Below are 18,834 nucleotides of genomic sequence, written 5' to 3' on the forward strand. Positions count from 1 at the left end.
GGCGTTGGCTGGCTTGAATGCGGTGCATGGGACCGGAACAGGCGCTGAAGCGCCGGCTCCGGTCGACACAGGATAGAGCAGCCATCGAACGCTTGCTAGACAGGGCGCGCCCTGATCGGTCCGCTCGTCAGATCGCCCGGCTGCGCGTGGCGGGAACGGGCGCGGGCCCGGCGGCCGCATGCTTGAGCAGCACCGGCGCAAGCTCGCCCGCGACCCGGATGCTCGACACGACGACCATGCGCACGCCGCTGCCCTCGGTCAGCGTGCGCAGCGTTTCGCGCGTCGTTGCGCGCGCCGCGATGCGCGGCTCGATCACGATCAGGCCGCGGCAATATGCGGCGAGCATCGCGCGATGCGTGCGCATCCAGGCGGCGCGCAGACGCGCGTCGTCGGCGGTTTCGTTCTCGTCGTGCTCGGCCACCAGCACGAAGGGCGTCGCGAGCGCCAGGAGGCGTCGCATCTGCGCACTCCATGCGAAAGCGTAACCCGGTTTCACGGCGCGAGGGCGCAGGCGCACGAGCGGGAATCGGCTCGCATCGAAAAGGCGCTCGTCGAGTGCGAGCGAGGGCAGCGTGACGGGTGTCGAAGTGGAATCGGCGGCGTTCACAGCGGTTTCGGGCTCCAGTAGTTCAGCGCGGCGACGAGCGACGGCCAGCGCGAACGCCGCGGCGTCACGCGTTTCCTGGGCTGCGTGACGCGCGGCGGACGACGCGTCGCTTCCTTCGGCGCCTGAGTGGCCGCTTCGCTCCATGCGCGGCGCGTGGTTTCGAGAACCTTGGCGGCGTTCGTCGAAATCGCGCAACGCTCGTCCATCTCGCGCGGCGGACGCTCTTTACCCGTGATGCCGCTGGCGGTGAAATCGTTGGTCATGTCGTCGGACCTCCCGTTTGCTCGATGACTGCCTCACGTCGAGCGACTCATTGTATTGAGAATCATTCTCAACTACAAGCGGGAATTTTCGATGAAAACCAGGACTACCGGAATGCGAGCGTTGGCGATGAATCAGGCGGCGGCGCGCAAGAACCGCGACAAGATGCCCGACGAGTAAGTCGCGGCGATCGACGTCAGGAATTCGGCGAAGGATGCGGGCGCGGCAGCGTCGGCCGTATCGGAAATCGTGCGCACGACCGCGCACGGCACGTCGTGCTCGTAGCAGACCTGCGCGATGGCCGCGCCTTCCATTTCGACCGCGAGCGCGTCCGGCAAGGCAGCGCGCAATGCGAAGAGCGCGTCGTGGCTCGCGATGAAGCGATCGCCGCTCACAACGAGCCCGCGATGCACGCGCGGCGCGGCGACGGCGAAGCGTTCCGACAGCGCGCCGCCCTCCTCGGCGATGAACGCGCCGGCGGCCGCGGCGAGTACGTCGGAAAGCGGGCGATCGGCGTCGAACCCGGCGCGGTCGAGCAGCGGCACTTCGTAGCGCGCAAAGAGCGGCGATGCATCGAGATCGTGCTGCATCAACGCATCCGCGACGACGACGTCGCCTACCTGCACATCCGCCCGCACGCCGCCCGCGACGCCGGTGAAGACGATGGCATCGGCTTCGAAGACGTGGATCAGCGCGCTCGCGGTCGCCGCCGCGGCGACCTTGCCGATGCGCGCCAGTGTGACCACGACGGCCCGGCCATGCGCCTCGCCGACGTAGTACTCGCGCCGCCCGAGCGTGACCGTGCGAACCTCGCCCGCCGCCTGCATCTGCGCGATCAGATCACCTAGTTCCTGCGGCAGCGCCGCCATGATCCCGAGCCGCTTCATGCTCATTCCACGGCCTGGAGCTTCGCGACCGAGAGCGCGAGCCATTTTTCGCCGTGGCGCTTGAAGCGCACTTGCGCGCGCGCGTCGCCGCCGGAGCCTTCGAGCGCCGTCACGGTGCCTTCGCCGAACTTCGTGTGAAACACGGCCTGGCCGACCTTGAAGCCGGACTCGGCCGCTCGCTGCTCGTTCGCGAACGCGGGCAGCGTGGCGCTCGCCTGGCTGCCGCCGTAGGTCGAACCCCCGCGTTCCTGGCCGGGACGCGCGAACCAGTCGCGGCCCCAGCCGGCGTTGTCGGCGCGTCCGCCCCAGCGCGCGCCCGCCTCGATCTTCGGCGTGAGCCACTTGAGCGAGCCTTCCGGCAGTTCATCGAAGAAACGCGAGCGGATGTTGTAGCGCGTCTGACCGTGCAGCATGCGGCTCTGCGCGAACGACAGATAAAGCCGCTCCTTCGCCCGCGTGATCGCCACGTACATGAGACGCCGCTCCTCCTCCAGCCCGTCCGATTCCTGCGCGCTGTTCTCGTGCGGGAACAAACCTTCTTCCAGCCCGGTGATGAACACCGCCGTGAACTCGAGGCCCTTCGCCGCGTGCACCGTCATGAGTTGCACGGCGTCTTGGCCGGCCTGCGCCTGGTTGTCGCCGGCTTCGAGCGACGCGTGCGACAGAAAACCGGCGAGCGGCGTCATCGTGTCGGGATTCTGCGCGGGATCGGCGATGCCGGGCGCATCGAGCACTTCGATCTCGCCGTCCTCGCTCACCGCCGCGATCTCCGGCGCCGATGTCGCGCCCGGGCGCAGCGGAATCGAGCGCGCGGGCGTGTCGAGGCCGTACCCTTCCTCGCTGACGAACGCAGCCGCGGCGTTCACGAGTTCCTGCAAGTTCTCGAGACGATCCTGCCCTTCACGCTCGGTTTCATAGAATGCGGCGAGACCGCTCGCGCGCACGACGTATTCGACCGTTTCCGGCAGGCTCATCTGCTGCGTCTCGGCGCGCATCTTTGCGATGAGCGTCGCGAACGCGCCGAGGCTCGAGCCCGCCTTGCCGGTGACATACGGCACGGCGGCGGCCATCGAACAGTTGTAGAGACGCGCCGCGTCGGCCAGTTGCTCGATGGAACGCGCACCGATGCCGCGCGTCGGGAAATTGACGACGCGCGCGAACGCGGTGTCGTCGTTCGGGTTGTCGATCAGACGCAGATACGCGAGCGCATGCTTCACTTCCTGACGCTCGAAAAAGCGCAGGCCGCCATACACGCGATACGGAATGCCCGCGTTCACGAGCGTATGCTCGATGGTCCGCGACTGCGCGTTGCTGCGATAAAGCACCGCGACCTCGCCGCGCGACACGCCCGTATTGATGAGCGCCTTGATCTCCTCGACGATCCAGCCCGCTTCCTGCGAATCCGTGGCGGCCTCGTAGACGCGCACCGGCTCGCCGTGGCCCGCGTCGGTGCGCAGATTCTTGCCGAGCCGCCGCGCGTTGTTCGCGATGAGATAGTTCGCCGTATCGAGAATGTGGCCGTGCGAGCGGTAGTTCTGCTCCAGCTTGATGAGATTGCGCACGCGAAACTCGCGCTCGAAGTCGTGCATGTTGCCGACGTTCGCGCCGCGGAATGCGTAGATCGACTGGTCGTCGTCGCCGACCGCGAAGATCGCGTTGTGCTCGCCCGCGAGCTGTTTCAGCCACGCATATTGCAGCTTGTTCGTGTCCTGAAACTCGTCGACGAGAATGTTGCGAAAGCGCGCCTGATAGTGCGCGCGCAGCGGCGGATTGTGCGCGAGCAGCTCATGACAGCGCAGCAGCAGCTCCGGAAAGTCGACGACGCCCTCGCGCTGGCATTGCTGATCGTAAGCTTCGTAGAGCTCGACGAACTTGCGGTTGAACGCGTCGGTGGCATCGACGTCTTTCGGACGCAAGCCCTGCTCCTTCGCGTTGTTGATGAAGTACTGGAGGTTCTTCGCCGGATACTTTTCGTCGTCGACGTTCAGGCCCTTCATCAGACGCTTGATGGCCGAAAGCTGGTCGGCCGTATCGAGGATCTGGAAGGCCTGCGGCAGGCCGGCGTCGCGGTAATGCGCGCGCAGCATGCGGTTGCACAGGCCGTGAAAGGTGCCGATCCACATCCCGCGCGTGTCGATCGGCAGAAGCGCGGAGAGACGCGCCATCATTTCGCGCGCGGCCTTGTTCGTGAAGGTGACGGCCAGCACCGTCGGCGGCGACGCATAGCCCTGCTGGATCAGCCATGCGATGCGTGTGATGAGCACGCGCGTCTTGCCGCTGCCGGCGCCCGCGAGAATGAGCGCGGGCTCGTTCGGCAGCGTCACGGCGGCAAGTTGTTCGGGGTTCAGATTCGCGAGCAGGTCGGGCATGGGAAAGTGCAGCGGCAGGAGAGCGGGCCAGAAATAATTCTGGCGACGGGCCGGTCATTATAAGACCGCGCTGATGGAGTCGCCGGCTGCCGCAGCGCGCCCGCCCACGGCCCGAATTCGTCCGACGGACCGCGCGGAACCTTATAATTGGGGATTCCCCCGCATTTTTTCACGCATTTTTCGGCAGATTCCACAAATGAGCGACAGCACGCTTGCGAAGAGCTTCGAGCCTCAAAAGATCGAGTCCCAATGGGGCCCGGAATGGGAAAAACGCGGCCTTTGCGCGCCCACGTTCAAAGAAGGCGCGAAGAATTTCTCCATCCAGTTGCCGCCTCCGAACGTCACCGGGACGCTGCACATGGGGCATGCGTTCAACCAGACCATCATGGACGGTCTCACGCGCTATCACCGCATGCTCGGCGAGAACACGCTGTGGGTGCCGGGCACGGACCACGCGGGCATCGCGACGCAGATCGTCGTCGAGCGCCAGCTCGACGCGCAGGGCGTCTCGCGCCACGACCTCGGCCGCGAGGAATTCCTGAAGCGCGTCTGGGCATGGAAGCAGCAGTCCGGCTCGACGATCACGAATCAGGTGCGCCGCCTCGGCGCGTCGATCGACTGGTCGCGCGAGTACTTCACGATGGACGACAAGATGTCGGCCGCCGTGCGCGACGTATTCGTCACGCTCTACAAGCAAGGCCTCATCTACCGGGGCAAGCGTCTCGTGAACTGGGACCCGGTGCTCGGCACGGCCGTGTCGGATCTCGAAGTGGTGAGCGAGGAAGAGAACGGCAGCCTGTGGCATATCCGCTATCCGCTGCCGGACGGCTCCGGCCATCTGACGGTTGCGACGACGCGCCCCGAAACCATGCTCGGCGACGTCGCCGTGATGGTGCATCCGGATGACGAGCGCTATCAGCATCTGATCGGCAAGACGGTCGTGCTGCCGCTTTGCGATCGCGAAATCCCCGTCATCGCCGATGAATACGTCGATCGCGAATTCGGCACCGGCGTCGTGAAGGTCACGCCCGCCCACGATTTCAACGACTACGCCGTCGGCCAGCGCCACAAGCTGCCGCAGATCGAGATCCTCACGCTCGACGCGAAGATCAACGACAACGCGCCCGAGAAGTATCGCGGCATGGACCGCTTCGATGCGCGCAAGGAGGTCGTGAAGGATCTCGAAGCGCTCGGCCTGCTCGAATCCGTCAAGCCGCACAAGCTGATGGTGCCGCGCGGCGATCGCACGCAGGTCGTGATCGAGCCGATGCTCACGGACCAATGGTTCGTCGCGATGACCAAGCCCGCGCCCGAAGGCACGTTCAATCCTGGCAAGTCGATCACGGAGACGTCGCTCGATGTCGTGAGAAGCGGCAGGATCAAGTTCGTGCCGGAGAACTGGACCACGACGTACTATCAGTGGCTCGAGAACATTCAGGACTGGTGCATCTCGCGTCAGTTGTGGTGGGGCCATCAGATTCCCGCGTGGTACGGCGAGAACGGCGAGATCTTCGTCGCGAAGACCGAGGAAGAGGCCCGCGCCGATGCCGACGCGCAAGGCTACAAAGGCCCGCTCAAGCGCGATGAAGACGTGCTCGACACGTGGTTCTCCTCCGCGCTCGTGCCGTTCTCGTCGCTCGGCTGGCCGAACAAGACGAAGGAGCTCGAGGCATTCCTGCCCTCTTCCGTGCTCGTGACCGGTTTCGACATCATCTTCTTCTGGGTCGCCAGAATGGTGATGATGACGACGCATTTCACCGGAAAGGTGCCGTTCGACACCGTCTATGTGCACGGCCTCGTGCGTGACGCCGAAGGTCAGAAGATGTCGAAGAGCAAGGGCAACACGCTCGACCCGATCGACATCGTGGACGGCATCGATCTCGAATCGCTCGTCGCGAAGCGCACGACGGGCCTCATGAACCCGAAGGCCGCCGCGCAGATCGAGAAGAAGACGCGCAAGGAATTCCCCGAAGGCATTCCGTCGTTCGGCACGGATGCGCTGCGCTTCACGATGGCGTCGATGGCCACGCTCGGCCGCAACGTGAACTTCGACCTCGCGCGCTGCGAGGGCTATCGCAACTTCTGCAACAAGCTGTGGAACGCCACGCGTTTCGTGTTGATGAATTGCGAAGGCCACGATTGCGGCTTCGCGAATCCGGGCGCGTGCAAGCCGGGCGATTGCGGTCCGGGCGGCTACACCGATTTCTCGCAGGCCGACTTCTGGATCGTGTCGCTGCTTCAGCGCGTGGAGGCGGAAGTCGAGAAGGGCTTCGCGGACTATCGATTCGACAACGTAGCGAACGCGATTTACAAGTTCGTGTGGGATGAATACTGCGACTGGTATCTCGAACTCGCGAAGGTGCAAATCCAGAACGGCACGCCGGAACAGCAGACCGCGACGCGCCGCACGCTGTTGCGCGTGCTGGAAACGGTGCTGCGCCTCGCGCATCCGATCATTCCGTTCATCACCGAGGCGCTGTGGCAGAAGGTCGCTCCACTGACCGACGCGTTCCCGCCGGGCGCGAAGGAAGGCGACGTTTCGATCATGACGCAGCCCTACCCGCGCGCCGAGCAGAAAAAGATCGACGAATCCGCGGAACAGTGGGCCGCCGAACTGAAGAGTGTCATCGATGCATGTCGTAATCTGCGTGGCGAAATGAATCTGTCGCCCGCGGTGAAGGTGCCGTTGCTCGCGCACGGCGACGCGGCGCGCCTCACCACGTTCGCGCCGTATATCGCCGCCCTCGCGCGTCTTTCCGAAGTGAAGATCATCGACGACGAAGCCGCCCTCGACAAAGAGGCTCATGGCGCGCCGGTCGCGATCGTCGGCACGAGCAAGCTCGTGCTGAAAGTCGAGATCGATGTCGCCGCGGAGCGTGAGCGTCTGACGAAGGAAGTGGACCGGCTGAATGCCGAGATCGCTAAATGTAACGCGAAGCTGGGGAATGAAAGCTTTGTTGCAAAAGCACCGGCGGCCGTCGTTGAACAGGAGCGCAAAAGGCTGGCAGAATACGGAACCACCATCGAGAAACTTCAGGCCCAATTATTGCGTCTGCCCGCCTGAAATTGGGGGTTCGAATCATTTATCGATCCGTTCCGGTTGTCTCGACGTTTCAATGATTAAGAGGATCAGGGTCATCACATGCTAAAAGTTACCAAAGCGGTTTTTCCCGTCGCGGGTCTGGGCACGCGGTTCCTACCGGCGACCAAGGCAAGCCCGAAGGAAATGCTGCCTGTCGTGGACAAGCCGCTGATTCAGTACGCGGTCGAGGAAGCGATGGCGGCCGGCATTACAGAAATGATCTTCGTGACGGGTCGCAGCAAGCGTGCCATCGAAGACCATTTCGACAAGTCCTATGAGATCGAAGCGGAACTCGAGGCGCGCGGCAAGGACAAGCTGCTCGAGCTCGTGCGCAGCATCAAGCCGAGCCACGTGGACTGCTTTTATGTTCGTCAGGCCGAAGCACTCGGTCTCGGCCACGCGGTGCTGTGCGCCGAGAAGCTCGTCGGCGACAACCCGTTCGCCGTGATCCTCGCGGACGACTTGCTGTACGGCAAGCCGCCCGTCATGACGCAGATGATCGAAGTGTTCGACCACTATCACAGCTCGGTGATCGGCGTCGAAGAAATCCCGCCTGAGGAATCGAAGTCTTACGGGGTCATCGACGGCAAGGAGTGGGAAGACAATATCTTCAAGCTCGCGGGCATCGTCGAGAAGCCGGAACCGGCCGTGGCGCCGTCGAACCTGGGCGTGGTCGGCCGTTACGTGCTCAAGCCGCGCATCTTCGATCACATCCGCGCGCTGAAGCCGGGCGCGGGCGGCGAGCTGCAACTGACGGACGCGATCCAATCGCTGCTGTCGGACGAGCAAGTGCTCGCGTACAAGTACCACGGCACCCGTTTCGATTGCGGCAGCAAGCTGGGCTATCTGAAGGCCACGGTGGAGTTCGCCCTGCGTCATCCGGAAGTGAAGGCCGATTTCGAGGAATACCTGCGCAACCGCGCGCCGATTCTCGAAGGCTGAAGCACTGGCCGATCCGGTTGAACAAAAATGCCCGTCACCTGCGTGACGGGCATTTTGTCTTTGGACGCCTGTTTGTCTCTTTCAGCGACGACGCATCAGAAAAATAAACGTCTTGTCCTGCGACGTCGACTCGACGATCTCGTTGCCGGTCTGCTTGGCGAACGCCGCGAAATCGCGCTGCGATCCCGGGTCGGTTGCGAGCACTTTCAGAATCTGACCGCTCGTCATGTCGGCGAGCGCCTTCTTGGCCCGCAGAATCGGCAACGGACAGTTGAGCCCGCGCGCGTCGACTTCCTTGTGAACTTCCATCGCGATTGAACCTTTCTTTGCCTGTGGGTGAGCGCTCGGTGAAGGTTCGATTCTAGCGCAGCAGTCACAACTCCACCGCCCGCCCGCTTTCATAAGCCTGCCGCATCGCGATGCCGATACGCGTCGCTTCCCGCGCATCTTCCAGTGTGAGCCCGGTCGGTCTCCCGTCCGCGAGCAACGCCACGAACGCCTGTGCCTCGCGCAAAAACGCATCCTCGAAGCGCTCGAAGAACGTCGGCGTGCAGGCATTGCGCATACCGTTTGCATCGGCGATCTCGACGCGGTTCACGCGCGGATTGCGCCCCACCGACAGCGCGCCCGCCGTGCCGATCACCTCCGTCTGCGTGTCGTGCCCATGCGCCATCGTGCGCGATGCGTACAACACCGCAATCCGCCCGTCCTCGAACTCGATGGTGCCCACGCCGTTGTCGATGTCGCCGCACTCGCGCAAGCCGTCGTGAATCGCAATGGTGCCGCTCGCATATACGCGCCGGGCGCGCGGATTGCCGAGCAGCCAGCGCGCGAGATCGATGTCATGCACGCTGCAATCGAGAAAGAGCCCGCCCGATGTCGGCGCGAATCGCACGAAGAAGCCGTCCGGATCGTTCTTGTCGCAGGTCTGCGAGCGCACCATGAAGGGCCGGCCGATCGCCCCTTTCGCGATGCCGTCGAACGCATCGCGATAGCTCGCATCGAAGCGCCGCACGAAGCCGATCATCACATGCAGATGCGCATGACGCGCATGTTCTTCCAGCACGGCGTCGCATTCGGCGAGATCGAGCGACAGCGGCTTCTCGCAGAACACGTGCTTGCCCGCGCGCAATGCGGCGATGATCTGCCGCGCATGCAGCGACGTGGGCGTGACGAGCCACACCGCGTCGATGGAATCGTCCGCGAGCAGTTCGTCGTAGTCCGCATGGAGCGACAACTCGGGCAACGACGCCGCCGCCCACGCACGCTCTTCCTTCACCGGGCTGCACGCCGCGACGAGTCTCGCGCCCGGCACGTGCCACGCGAGATTTTCCGCATGCCGGCGCCCGAGCCGCCCCAGTCCGACGATACCGACGCGCAACGGATTCATGCGACGTTCTCCCCAAGCGTGACGATGCGCTTCTCGCGCCACGACAACGTCGCGGCTTCGGCCAGTTCCAGCGCCTTCAATCCGTCCGCGACCGTCGTACGCACCGGCTTGCCCGACTCGACCGCATCGAAGAAATGCGCGATTTCCGCCGCGTAGGCCGCGCGATAGCGCTCCAGAAAGAACGCTTCGGGCTTGTCGCTCGAGACCGCCGCTGTCGTATAGGCGGTGACTTCCGTCGGCCGCACGTTGCCCGCTTGCAGCATGCCGGCGCTGCCGAGCAACTCGAAGCGCTGATCGTAGCCATACGCCGCGCGCCGCGCCGTGTTGATCTGGCACAGACGCCCGCGCTTCGTGCGAATCGTCACTGCCGTCGAATCGATATCGCCCGCATCGGCGATGGCCGGATCGCTCAGGCAACTGCCCGTCGCGTGCAGCGTGTCGGCTTCGTCGTCGAGAATCCAGCGGCAGATATCGAAGTCGTGGATCAGCATGTCCTTGAAGATGCCGCCCGAATGCTTGATGTACTCGACCGGCGGCGCGCCCGGATCGCGGCTCGTGACGATCAGCATCTCCGGCTCGCCGATCTCGCCCGCATCGATGCGCGTCTTCAGCGCCGAGAACGTGGGATCGAAGCGGCGCTGAAAGCCGATCATGCAGACGACGCCCGCTTGCGCGACAGCATCGGCGCACGCACGCGCGCGCTCGATCGTGAGATCGACGGGCTTCTCGCAGAACACATGCTTCTTCTGCGCCGCGGAGGCGAGAATCAGATCCGCATGCGTGTCCGTGCTCGAACATACGACGGTCGCAGCGACGGAGGCATCGCCCATCGCGCCGTCGACGTCGGCGACCTGCGCTCCATATAAAGCCGCCAACGCGCACGCCGCGTCACGATTCACATCGACGACGTATTTCAAACGCACGCCCGGCTGCCGCGCGAGATTGGCCGCGTGGATCTTGCCGATGCGCCCTGCCCCGAACACCGCCACATCAATCGTCATAGCCACCTGTCTCCTTGGATTCCTCGACGTTCAACTCCAGCCGGTACGCGAGCGCGATGAACAACGCCTGGCACAGGCAAATGGTGCTCGTGAGCGAACGGAACGCGAACGCGCTGCCTTCCTTCACGAACAGGCTCGCGCTCGCGTGACGCGCGAGCGGCGAAAGCTGGCTATCGGTGATGACGAGGGTCTTCGCACCGTGATGCTGCGCGGCGCGCACGCAGTACTGCGTTTCCTTGCCGTAGGGCGCGAAGCTGATCGCGACCACCACATCCCCCTTCTTCACGCTGCGGACCTGCTCGCGGAACATGCCGCCGAAGCCCGAAATCAGATGCACGCGCTTCTTCGTGTGCTGCAATGCATAGACGATGTAGCTTGCCACCGCGAACGACCGGCGCACGCCGATCACATAGATGTTCTCGGCCTGCGAAAGCATGTCGACGGCGGCTTCGAACTGCGCGTCGTCGAGGCCGGCTTCGAGCTCGTCGAGACCCGTGCGGCTCGCCGCGATGAACTCGCGCGCCACCGACAGGCCCGACGCCTCGCCCGCCTTCTCGTCGATAAGCTTGCGGATGCGCTGCTGATAGCTCTGCTGCGAGCCGCCCGCGCCCGTGTAGGCCTGCCTGAACACGGCCTGCAAGTCGGAGAAGCCGGAGAAGCCGAAGCGCTGCGCAAAACGCACGACCGCGGACGCATGCACGCCGCATGCACTCGCGATATCGCTCGTGCGATCCATCATCACGCTCTGGCGATGCTGTTCGATGTAGCTCGCGACGCTCTTCAACTGGCGCGGCAGGGAGTCGTACGCGTCGGTGATCCGCTGCATGAGTTCGTCGACGCTTTGTACGTCGGTGCTGGCGTCATCCATCAGAGGCTCTTTCGATGTTCGTCGTAGAACCGATTATAGGAACGCGGCAAGCAAATTGGAATGTATTTTCCATTTGCCGCACCAATAAAATATCTGTTGCAGACCACCGAAAACTGACCTACTCTTGGTCCTGAGCACGGCACATCAAAAGGTCGGCTCGCGAGACATCACACCAAACAACAACCGAGATAGGTGGAGACAATGACCCTTTGCAACGGTCGGGCCGCGCTGCGCGCGCTGGTGGCTGCTGCTGCGTTGTGCAGCGCAACGTTGATGGCGGCGAGTCCCGCTCACGCGGCGCCCGACGCGAAGTTCGTGCTGATCAGCCACGCGCCGGATTCGGATTCCTGGTGGAACACCATCAAGAACGCGATCAAGCAGGCGGATGAAGACTTCAACGTGCAGACGGACTACCGCAATCCGCCGAACGGCGATATCGCGGACATGTCGCGTCTGATCGAGCAGGCCGCCGCGCGCAACTACGACGGCGTCATCACCACCATCGCCGACTTCGACGTGCTGAAGAGTTCGCTCAACAAGGTCACCGCGAAGAAGATTCCACTCGTGACGATCAACTCGGGCACCGAAGAACAAAGCGCGCAACTGGGCGCGATCATGCACGTCGGCCAGCCCGAATATGTCGCGGGCAAGGCGGCGGGCGAAAAGGCGAAGGCCGCGGGCATCAAATCGTTTTTGTGCGTGAACCACATCGCGACGAACACGGTTTCGTTCGATCGCTGCCGCGGTTTCGCCGATGCGCTCGGTGTCGACTACAAGGCCGCGACGCTCGATTCGGGCCAGGACCCGACCGAGATCCAGTCGAAAGTCTCGGCGTTCCTGCGCAATCATCCGGACACGCAAGCGATCCTCACGCTCGGACCGACGCCCGCTTCCGCGACGCTCAAGGCAGTCGCCCAAATGGGCCTGCAAAACAAGGTCTATTTCGTTACCTTCGACTTCTCCGATGACATCGCGAAAGCGATCAAGGACGGCACGATCAAGTTCGCGATCGATCAGCAGCCGTATCTGCAAGGCTATATCCCCGTGGCGGTACTCGCGATCGTCCACAAGGAGCACACCACCGATCCGGCGAAGATCCGCCAGATTCTCGAAGCGAATCCGAAGTTCAAGGCACGCCTCGCAACCTACGGATTGGAACCGTCGTACGGCCCCAGGAACATTCGTTCGGGTCCGGGCTTCATCACCAAAGAAAATCTCGACAAGGTCGTGAAGTACGCCGGTCAATATCGTTGATCCCGGCATGACCTTCTTCGGGCGGCTTCGGTAAGCCAGGAACCGCCCGCTTTTCTCAAGTCCACTGTGTCCTTACTGCGTCCGTTCGCGGACGCGGCAGGGGCGCGCGCATCGCCGCTGAACTGAACTTCGTCTCGAGTCTCAAGGAGCCATCATGGGCGTAGCCGGCAAGCATTACCCTCCCCACGTGAATCCTCAGCAGGACACCGCTGACACACCTGACAACGCGAAGCCCTCGGATGAGCGCGTACGCCGGCAATCGTGGTTCGGTCATTTGCTGAATCGCCCTGAATTCGCGGCCATTTCGGGCACGGTGCTCGTGTTCCTCGTGTTCGGCTTCGGCGCGGGTTCGTCGGGCATGTTCAACCTCGACGGCGTCATGAACTGGTCGCAGGTCGCCGCCTATCTCGGGCTGCTCGCGGTCGGCGCGTGTCTTCTCATGATCGCGGGCGAGTTCGACCTGTCCATCGGTTCGATGATCGGTTTCGCGGGCATGATGGTCGCGTTGCCCTCGGTCTACTTTCACTGGCCGTTGTCGCTTTCCATTCTCTTCGCGTTCGTGATGTCGATGCTGCTCGGCGCATTGAACGGCTATCTCGTGATGAGAACCCGCCTGCCTTCGTTCATCGTCACGCTCGCCTTCCTGTTCATCCTGCGCGGCCTGACGCTCGCGCTGTCGATCATGTTCGCGGACCGCACCATCATCTCCGGCGTGGGCGATCTCGCGCAGGCCGATCCGATCGCCAACACGCTCTTTCATGGCGTCGCCCTCCACGGCGTGTTCACCTGGCTCGCGCACATGGGCATCGGCAAGTTGCTCGATAGCGGCGAGCCGCTCGTGCCGGGCATTCCGAAGGTCATCATCTGGTGGCTCGTGCTCGCGGCAATCGGCGCGTTCGTGCTCGCCAAGACGCGCTACGGCAACTGGATTCTCGCGGTCGGGGGCGATGCGAATGCCGCGAAGAACGTCGGCGTGCCGGTGAAGCGCGTGAAGATTTCGCTGTTCGTGCTGACCGCGTTCTGCTCGTGCCTGTTCGCCGTGCTGCAAGTGTGCGACATCGGTTCCGCGGCGGCCGACCGCGGCCTGCAGAAGGAATTCGAGGCGATCATCGCGGCGGTCATCGGCGGCACATTGCTGACGGGCGGTTACGGCTCGGTGGTCGGCGCATGCTTCGGCGCACTGATCTTCGGCGTAGTGCAGATCGGCATCACTTATACGAACGTGAGCTCGGACTGGTTCCGTGTGTTCCTCGGCGTGATGCTGCTGATCGCCGTGCTCTTCAACCACTACGTGCGCCGCCGCGTCTCGCAGGCTCAATGAGAAGAGAACCGACATGAACGACGACAACATCCTCGCACTCGAGAACGTCAGCAAATTTTTCGGCAAGGTGATCGCCCTCAACGGCGTCACGTTGCGGCTCAAGCGCGGCGAAGTGCATTGCCTGCTCGGCGACAACGGCGCGGGCAAGTCCACGCTCATCAAGACGCTCGCGGGCGTGCATGCGCCCTCTTCCGGCGACTATCTGGTCGATGGCAAGCCGGTCCATTTCGAATCGCCGAAGGAAGCGCTGGATCTCGGCATCGCGACCGTGTATCAGGATCTCGCGCTCGTGCCACTGCTTTCGGTGGCGCGTAATTTCTTCATGGGCCGCGAACCGCAGAAGAAGCGCTTCGGCCTCTTCAGCGTGATGGATCTCGATCTCGCCGCCGAAACCTCGCGCGCCAAGCTTGCGGAAATGGGCATCAACGTGCGCGATCCGCATCAGCCCATCGGCACGATGTCCGGCGGCGAGAAGCAATGCCTTGCGATCGCGCGTGCGATCCACTTCGGCGCGCGCGTGCTGATCCTCGACGAACCGACCGCCGCGCTCGGCGTGAAGCAGAGCTTCAATGTGCTGAAGCTGATCCACAAGGCGCGCGAAAAAGGCATCTCGGTGATCTTCATCACGCACAACGTGCATCACGCCTATCCGATCGGCGATTCGTTCACGCTGCTCAATCGCGGCCGCTCGATGGGCACGTTCACGAAGGACACCATCAGCAAGAACGAAGTGCTCGACATGATGGCGGGCGGCGCCGAAATGCAGCAGATGATGACCGAACTCGAAGGCGCGACGATCTGAGGACATTCAAGCCATGCCAACACAAACCACCTCTCGCTTCGCGCCGGACCGAACACGCGATATCGTGTGCCTCGGACGTCTCGCTGTCGATCTCTATGCGCAGCAGGTCGGCGCGCGCCTCGAAGACGTATCGACGTTCGCGAAATATCTCGGCGGCTCGTCCGCGAACATCGCGTTCGGCTGCGCACGGCTCGGTCTCGCTTCGTCGATGCTCGCGCGCGTCGGCAACGATCACATGGGGCGCTTTCTCACCGAGACGCTGCAGCGCGAAGGTTGCGACGTGAGCCATGTGCGCATCGATCGTGAACGGCTCACCGCCCTCGTGCTGCTCGGCCTCGAAGACCGCGACACGTTTCCGCTCGTGTTCTATCGTGAGAACTGCGCGGACATGGCCGTCGATGAAGCCGATTTCGACGAAGCGTATATCGCGTCGTCGAAGGCATTGCTCATCACGGGCACGCACTTCTCGACCGAGCAGGTGAACCGCACGAGCCGCCGCGCGCTCGACTATGCGCGGCGCAACGACGTGCGCACGATCCTCGACATCGACTATCGGCCGGTGCTGTGGGGTCTCACGGGCAAGGCCGATGGCGAAACGCGCTTCATCGCGAACGAAGGCGTTACCGCGCATCTTCAGCGCATCCTGCCGCTGATCGATCTCGTGATCGGCACGGAAGAAGAGTTTCGCATCGCGGGCGGCAAGGACCATCTGATCGACGCGCTCGCGATGGTCCGCAAAGTCACGAACGCGACGCTCGTGGTGAAACGCGGGCCGCTCGGCTGCTCGATCATCGAGGGCGCGGTGCCCGCCTCCATCGACGATGCGCCGATACATGGCGGCGTCGAAGTGGAGGTGCTCAACGTGCTCGGCGCGGGCGATGCGTTCGCGTCCGGCTTCCTCTCTGGCTGGCTGCGCGACGAGCCGCTCGAAGCCTGTGCGCGAACGGCCAATGCATGCGGCGCGCTCGTCGTGTCGCGTCACGGCTGCGCGCCCGCAATGCCCACGCCTGCCGAACTGGATTACTTCCTCGCCGCGGCCAGCGAAGATCCCGCACGCATGCGCCGACCGGATCGCGATGCGACGCTCGCGCGGCTGCACCGCGTGAGCCCGAAGCGCAAGCAATGGGATGAAGTGCTCGGCTTTGCGTTCGATCATCGCAACCAGTTCTTCGATCTCGCGCAGCAGACGGGCGCGAGCGAAACGCGCATCGCCACATTGAAAAACCTGTTCGTCGATGCCGTCGCGCAGACCGAAAAGGAACTCGGGCTCGGAGGACGCATCGGCGTGCTGATCGACGACCGCTACGGCCAGGATGCGCTGAACGCCGCCACGGGCCGCGGCTGGTGGGTCGGACGTCCGGTCGAATTGCCCGGCTCGATGCCGCTCGTGTTCGATCACGGCCGCTCGATCGGCACGACGCTCGTGCAATGGCCGCGCGAGCAGGTTGCGAAGTGTCTCGTGCAATATCACCCCGATCATCCGCATGACGTGCGGCTCGAACAGGAAGCACAGTTGCGCGCGCTCTACGATGCCGTGCAGGAAAGCGGCAACGAGCTTTTGCTCGAAGTGATCGTGCCGAAGAACGGTCCGCCCGTGGACGATGACACCGTGTATCGCGCGTTGAAGCGTCTCTACAACCTCGGCATCTATCCGGAATGGTGGAAGCTCGAACCGATGAGCGCGAAGCAGTGGCAGTCGATCGATGCGCTGATCGCCGAACGCGATCCGTATTGCCGCGGCGTCGTGCTGCTCGGGCTGTCGGCGGCCGTCGATCAGTTGCGCGACGGGTTCAAGGCTGCGGCATCGTCGAAGACCTGCAAGGGCTTCACCGTCGGACGCACGATTTTTCATGAACCGAGCCATGCGTGGCTCGCAAACGAGATCGACGACCGCGAATTGATCGCGCGCGTGCGCCGCACCTTCGAAACTTTGATCGGCGCATGGCGCGAAGCGCGTGGCGCGTCGCATGTGGACGATCGCCAGATCAAACAGGAGCAAGCCGCATGAACCAGCGTGCTACACAAACGGAGACGGCCGCGACTTCGACGACCGTTCGACTGACCGCCGCGCAGGCCGTCGTGCGCTATCTCGCGGCGCTTCGTACCGGTAACGGAGAAGCGCTTTTCGGCGGCGTGTTCGCGATCTTCGGGCACGGCAATGTCGCGGGAATCGGCGAGGCGCTGTATCGGCATCGGGATGAATTGCCGACGTATCGCGCGCACAACGAGCAGGCGATGGCGCATGGCGCGATCGCGTATGCGAAGGCGCACATGCGCCGCCGCATGATGGCGGTGACGACGTCCATCGGCCCGGGCGCGACCAATCTCGTGACCGCCGCCGCGCTCGCGCATGTGAATCGCTTGCCTGTTCTTCTGTTGCCTGGCGATATCTTCGTGTCGCGCGCGCCGGACCCTGTGCTGCAGCAAGTCGAGGACGGTCAAGATGGCGGCGTGTCTGCGAACGATGCATTGAAAGCGGTCTCGCGATACTTCGATCGCATCGTGCATCCCGCGCAGTTGTTGAGCGCATTGCCGCGCGCGATTCGCGTGCTCACCGACGCGGCCTTGTGCGGCCCCGTCACGCTCGCATTGCCACAGGACGTGCAGGCGATGGCCTATGACTATCCTGCATCGTTCTTCGCGCCGCCCGTCGTCGAGTTCCATGCACCCGCGCCGATTCCCCGCGAGATCGAACGCGCCGCTGCGATGCTGCGCGAAGCACGTGAACCGATGATCGTATCGGGCGGCGGCGTGCTGTACGGACTCGCGACCGATGCCTTGCGCACCTTCGCGCACAGGCACGGCATTCCCGTTGCGGAGACGCAGGCGGGCAAAGGTGCGCTGGCGTGGGACGACGCGTTGAACGTCGGCGGCATCGGCGTGACGGGCGGATCGGGCGCGAACGAACTCGCCCATGCGAGCGATTGCGTGCTCGCTGTCGGCACGCGCTTGCAGGATTTCACGACGGGATCGAACACGCTTTTCACGCAGGCGCGGCTCGTGGCGATCAACGCGAATCCGTTCGATGCGTTGAAGCAGAACGCCGTTGCCGTGCAGGCGGATGCGCGTGTCGCGCTCGATGCGTTGTCGGCGGCGCTCGGCGACTGGCGCGCATCGCCGCAATGGACGACGCGTGCGCACCGGCTCGCGAACGAGTGGCGCGAGACCGTCGCGCATGTGACGAACACGCCACTCGCGGACGGCGTGTTGCCGCGCGAGGCCGATGTCATCGGCGCGGTGCAGCGTTCGGACGATGCATCGCCCGCGAACGATATCGTCGTGTGTGCGGCCGGCACCTTGCCTGCGGATTTGCAGAAGCTCTGGCGCACCGGACGACCGGGCGGTTATCACGTCGAATACGGTTATTCGTGCATGGGCTATGAGATCGCAGGCGGTCTGGGCGTGAAGCTCGCGCGGCCCGAGCGCGAGGTGATCGTGATTGTCGGCGACGGCAGCTATCTGATGATGAATAGCGAACTTGCGACTTCGGTGATGCTGGGCGCAAAAGTCATCGTGGTGCTGCTCGACAATCGCGGCTTCGGGTGCATCAATCGATTGCAGCAGGCTTGTGGCGGGGCACCGTTCAACAATCTCATCGACGATTGCAGGCAAGGCGCGCCCGGTGCGCCCGAGATCGATTTCGCGATGCATGCGCGCGCGCTTGGGGCTTTGTCGGAGCATGTGTCGAGCATCGACGAGCTGCAAGCCGCGATGAAGCGCGCGCGGGCCGCAGATCGAAGTTATCTGATTTCGATTGATACCGATCCGGCTCGGCCCACTGAGGAAGGTGGATGGTGGTGGGAAGTCGCCGTGCCGGAAGTATCGGACCGCGCGGCGGTCGTCGTTGCTCGTGAGGCTTATGAGCGGGCGCTCGAGGCTAGGGGACTTTAAGGGGTTTTTCGTGGAAGCCTGCTTTGTTGTTGGTTTATTAGCGTTGCCCCTGTGCGGGGCGGCAGTCACTTTCTTTGCTGCTGCAAAGAAAGCAACTGTATTGAGAGTCAAGTGCTGGGTCACAAGTGATCGTGATGTGGGGGATTCCAGGGGGTGCGA

Annotated in this window: 15 protein-coding genes; 7 read left to right on the top strand and 8 right to left on the bottom strand. The window is 63.6% G+C overall.

The window, feature by feature from the left end; all coding sequences use genetic code 11:
* Window positions 1–127: 127 nt before the first annotated feature.
* The 4 genes from NCR38_RS08880 to NCR38_RS08895 all read right to left on the bottom strand — a co-directional run bounded on the left by NCR38_RS08880 (window position 128) and on the right by NCR38_RS08895 (window position 4,124).
* Entirely contained in the window at window positions 128–607 is a 480-nt protein-coding gene (locus NCR38_RS08880) for a hypothetical protein (protein WP_061119710.1), read from the bottom strand.
* Window positions 604–870 carry a hypothetical protein gene (locus NCR38_RS08885; protein WP_061119711.1) on the bottom strand — a complete coding sequence of 89 codons (267 nt, stop codon included), beginning with the start codon at window positions 868–870 and terminating at the stop codon, window positions 604–606. The genes NCR38_RS08880 and NCR38_RS08885 overlap by 4 nt, the downstream gene beginning before the upstream one ends.
* Before the next feature lie 132 nt (window positions 871–1,002).
* Complete coding sequence (locus NCR38_RS08890; protein WP_086961307.1) at window positions 1,003–1,755, bottom strand: 5'-methylthioadenosine/adenosylhomocysteine nucleosidase; 753 nt, start codon at window positions 1,753–1,755, stop codon at window positions 1,003–1,005.
* A gap of 2 nt (window positions 1,756–1,757) precedes the next feature.
* The gene (locus NCR38_RS08895; protein WP_250476838.1) at window positions 1,758–4,124 is read right to left on the bottom strand and encodes a UvrD-helicase domain-containing protein; all 2,367 of its coding nucleotides are present in this window, start codon (window positions 4,122–4,124) and stop codon (window positions 1,758–1,760) included.
* Window positions 4,125–4,320: 196 nt separating this feature from the next.
* Between NCR38_RS08895 and NCR38_RS08900 the strand changes: the two genes are divergently transcribed.
* On the top strand, window positions 4,321–7,188 hold the full coding sequence (locus NCR38_RS08900; protein ID WP_250476839.1) for a valine--tRNA ligase: 2,868 nt from the start codon (window positions 4,321–4,323) through the stop codon (window positions 7,186–7,188).
* A gap of 78 nt (window positions 7,189–7,266) precedes the next feature.
* Window positions 7,267–8,148 carry a UTP--glucose-1-phosphate uridylyltransferase GalU gene (gene galU / locus NCR38_RS08905; protein WP_061119715.1) on the top strand — a complete coding sequence of 294 codons (882 nt, stop codon included), beginning with the start codon at window positions 7,267–7,269 and terminating at the stop codon, window positions 8,146–8,148.
* A gap of 81 nt (window positions 8,149–8,229) precedes the next feature.
* On the opposite strand, the gene NCR38_RS08910 is transcribed toward galU, so the two are convergent.
* The 4 genes from NCR38_RS08910 to NCR38_RS08925 form a co-directional block, all read right to left on the bottom strand.
* Window positions 8,230–8,457 carry a sulfurtransferase TusA family protein gene (locus NCR38_RS08910; RefSeq protein WP_035509205.1) on the bottom strand — a complete coding sequence of 76 codons (228 nt, stop codon included), beginning with the start codon at window positions 8,455–8,457 and terminating at the stop codon, window positions 8,230–8,232.
* A 64-nt stretch (window positions 8,458–8,521) separates the two neighbouring features.
* A complete protein-coding gene (locus NCR38_RS08915; protein WP_250476840.1) occupies window positions 8,522–9,538 on the bottom strand; it encodes a Gfo/Idh/MocA family oxidoreductase in 1,017 nt (338 codons plus the stop codon).
* On the bottom strand, window positions 9,535–10,539 hold the full coding sequence (gene iolG / locus NCR38_RS08920; protein WP_250476841.1) for an inositol 2-dehydrogenase: 1,005 nt from the start codon (window positions 10,537–10,539) through the stop codon (window positions 9,535–9,537). Before iolG ends, NCR38_RS08915 begins: the two co-directional genes overlap by 4 nt.
* Window positions 10,529–11,407 (bottom strand): MurR/RpiR family transcriptional regulator, encoded by an 879-nt coding sequence (locus NCR38_RS08925; RefSeq protein ID WP_061119718.1) that lies wholly within the window; start codon window positions 11,405–11,407, stop codon window positions 10,529–10,531. The genes iolG and NCR38_RS08925 overlap by 11 nt, the downstream gene beginning before the upstream one ends.
* A gap of 201 nt (window positions 11,408–11,608) precedes the next feature.
* Between NCR38_RS08925 and NCR38_RS08930 the strand changes: the two genes are divergently transcribed.
* From NCR38_RS08930 to iolD, 5 genes are all read left to right on the top strand, one after another.
* Entirely contained in the window at window positions 11,609–12,661 is a 1,053-nt protein-coding gene (locus NCR38_RS08930; RefSeq protein WP_061119719.1) for a sugar ABC transporter substrate-binding protein, read from the top strand.
* Window positions 12,662–12,815: 154 nt separating this feature from the next.
* Complete coding sequence (locus NCR38_RS08935) at window positions 12,816–13,982, top strand: ABC transporter permease (RefSeq protein WP_061119720.1); 1,167 nt, start codon at window positions 12,816–12,818, stop codon at window positions 13,980–13,982.
* Window positions 13,983–13,995: 13 nt separating this feature from the next.
* Window positions 13,996–14,784 (top strand): ATP-binding cassette domain-containing protein, encoded by a 789-nt coding sequence (locus NCR38_RS08940; protein ID WP_061119721.1) that lies wholly within the window; start codon window positions 13,996–13,998, stop codon window positions 14,782–14,784.
* Window positions 14,785–14,797: 13 nt separating this feature from the next.
* Window positions 14,798–16,792, top strand: a complete 1,995-nt coding sequence (gene iolC, locus NCR38_RS08945) for a bifunctional 5-dehydro-2-deoxygluconokinase/5-dehydro-2-deoxyphosphogluconate aldolase (RefSeq protein WP_250476842.1) — start codon at window positions 14,798–14,800, stop codon at window positions 16,790–16,792.
* Complete coding sequence (gene iolD / locus NCR38_RS08950) at window positions 16,789–18,675, top strand: 3D-(3,5/4)-trihydroxycyclohexane-1,2-dione acylhydrolase (decyclizing) (protein WP_250476843.1); 1,887 nt, start codon at window positions 16,789–16,791, stop codon at window positions 18,673–18,675. Before iolC ends, iolD begins: the two co-directional genes overlap by 4 nt.
* The last annotated feature ends 159 nt before the right edge of the window (window positions 18,676–18,834 follow it).

Origin of the sequence: Caballeronia sp. INML1 (assembly GCF_023631085.1) — a bacterium.
GTDB classification, from domain to species: Bacteria; Pseudomonadota; Gammaproteobacteria; order Burkholderiales; family Burkholderiaceae; genus Caballeronia; species Caballeronia turbans.

What these genes read in the sequence shown, in the direction of transcription:
- NCR38_RS08885 (WP_061119711.1), bottom strand. Translation starts at nt 870, where the DNA reads ATGACCAACGATTTCACCGCCAGCGGCATCACGGGTAAAGAGCGTCCG.
- NCR38_RS08890 (WP_086961307.1), bottom strand. Translation starts at nt 1,755, where the DNA reads ATGAAGCGGCTCGGGATCATGGCGGCGCTGCCGCAGGAACTAGGTGAT.
- NCR38_RS08895 (WP_250476838.1), bottom strand. Translation starts at nt 4,124, where the DNA reads ATGCCCGACCTGCTCGCGAATCTGAACCCCGAACAACTTGCCGCCGTG.
- NCR38_RS08900 (WP_250476839.1), top strand. Translation starts at nt 4,321, where the DNA reads ATGAGCGACAGCACGCTTGCGAAGAGCTTCGAGCCTCAAAAGATCGAG.
- galU (WP_061119715.1), top strand. Translation starts at nt 7,267, where the DNA reads ATGCTAAAAGTTACCAAAGCGGTTTTTCCCGTCGCGGGTCTGGGCACG.
- NCR38_RS08910 (WP_035509205.1), bottom strand. Translation starts at nt 8,457, where the DNA reads ATGGAAGTTCACAAGGAAGTCGACGCGCGCGGGCTCAACTGTCCGTTG.
- NCR38_RS08915 (WP_250476840.1), bottom strand. Translation starts at nt 9,538, where the DNA reads ATGAATCCGTTGCGCGTCGGTATCGTCGGACTGGGGCGGCTCGGGCGC.
- iolG (WP_250476841.1), bottom strand. Translation starts at nt 10,539, where the DNA reads ATGACGATTGATGTGGCGGTGTTCGGGGCAGGGCGCATCGGCAAGATC.
- NCR38_RS08925 (WP_061119718.1), bottom strand. Translation starts at nt 11,407, where the DNA reads ATGGATGACGCCAGCACCGACGTACAAAGCGTCGACGAACTCATGCAG.
- NCR38_RS08930 (WP_061119719.1), top strand. Translation starts at nt 11,609, where the DNA reads ATGACCCTTTGCAACGGTCGGGCCGCGCTGCGCGCGCTGGTGGCTGCT.
- NCR38_RS08935 (WP_061119720.1), top strand. Translation starts at nt 12,816, where the DNA reads ATGGGCGTAGCCGGCAAGCATTACCCTCCCCACGTGAATCCTCAGCAG.
- NCR38_RS08940 (WP_061119721.1), top strand. Translation starts at nt 13,996, where the DNA reads ATGAACGACGACAACATCCTCGCACTCGAGAACGTCAGCAAATTTTTC.
- iolC (WP_250476842.1), top strand. Translation starts at nt 14,798, where the DNA reads ATGCCAACACAAACCACCTCTCGCTTCGCGCCGGACCGAACACGCGAT.
- iolD (WP_250476843.1), top strand. Translation starts at nt 16,789, where the DNA reads ATGAACCAGCGTGCTACACAAACGGAGACGGCCGCGACTTCGACGACC.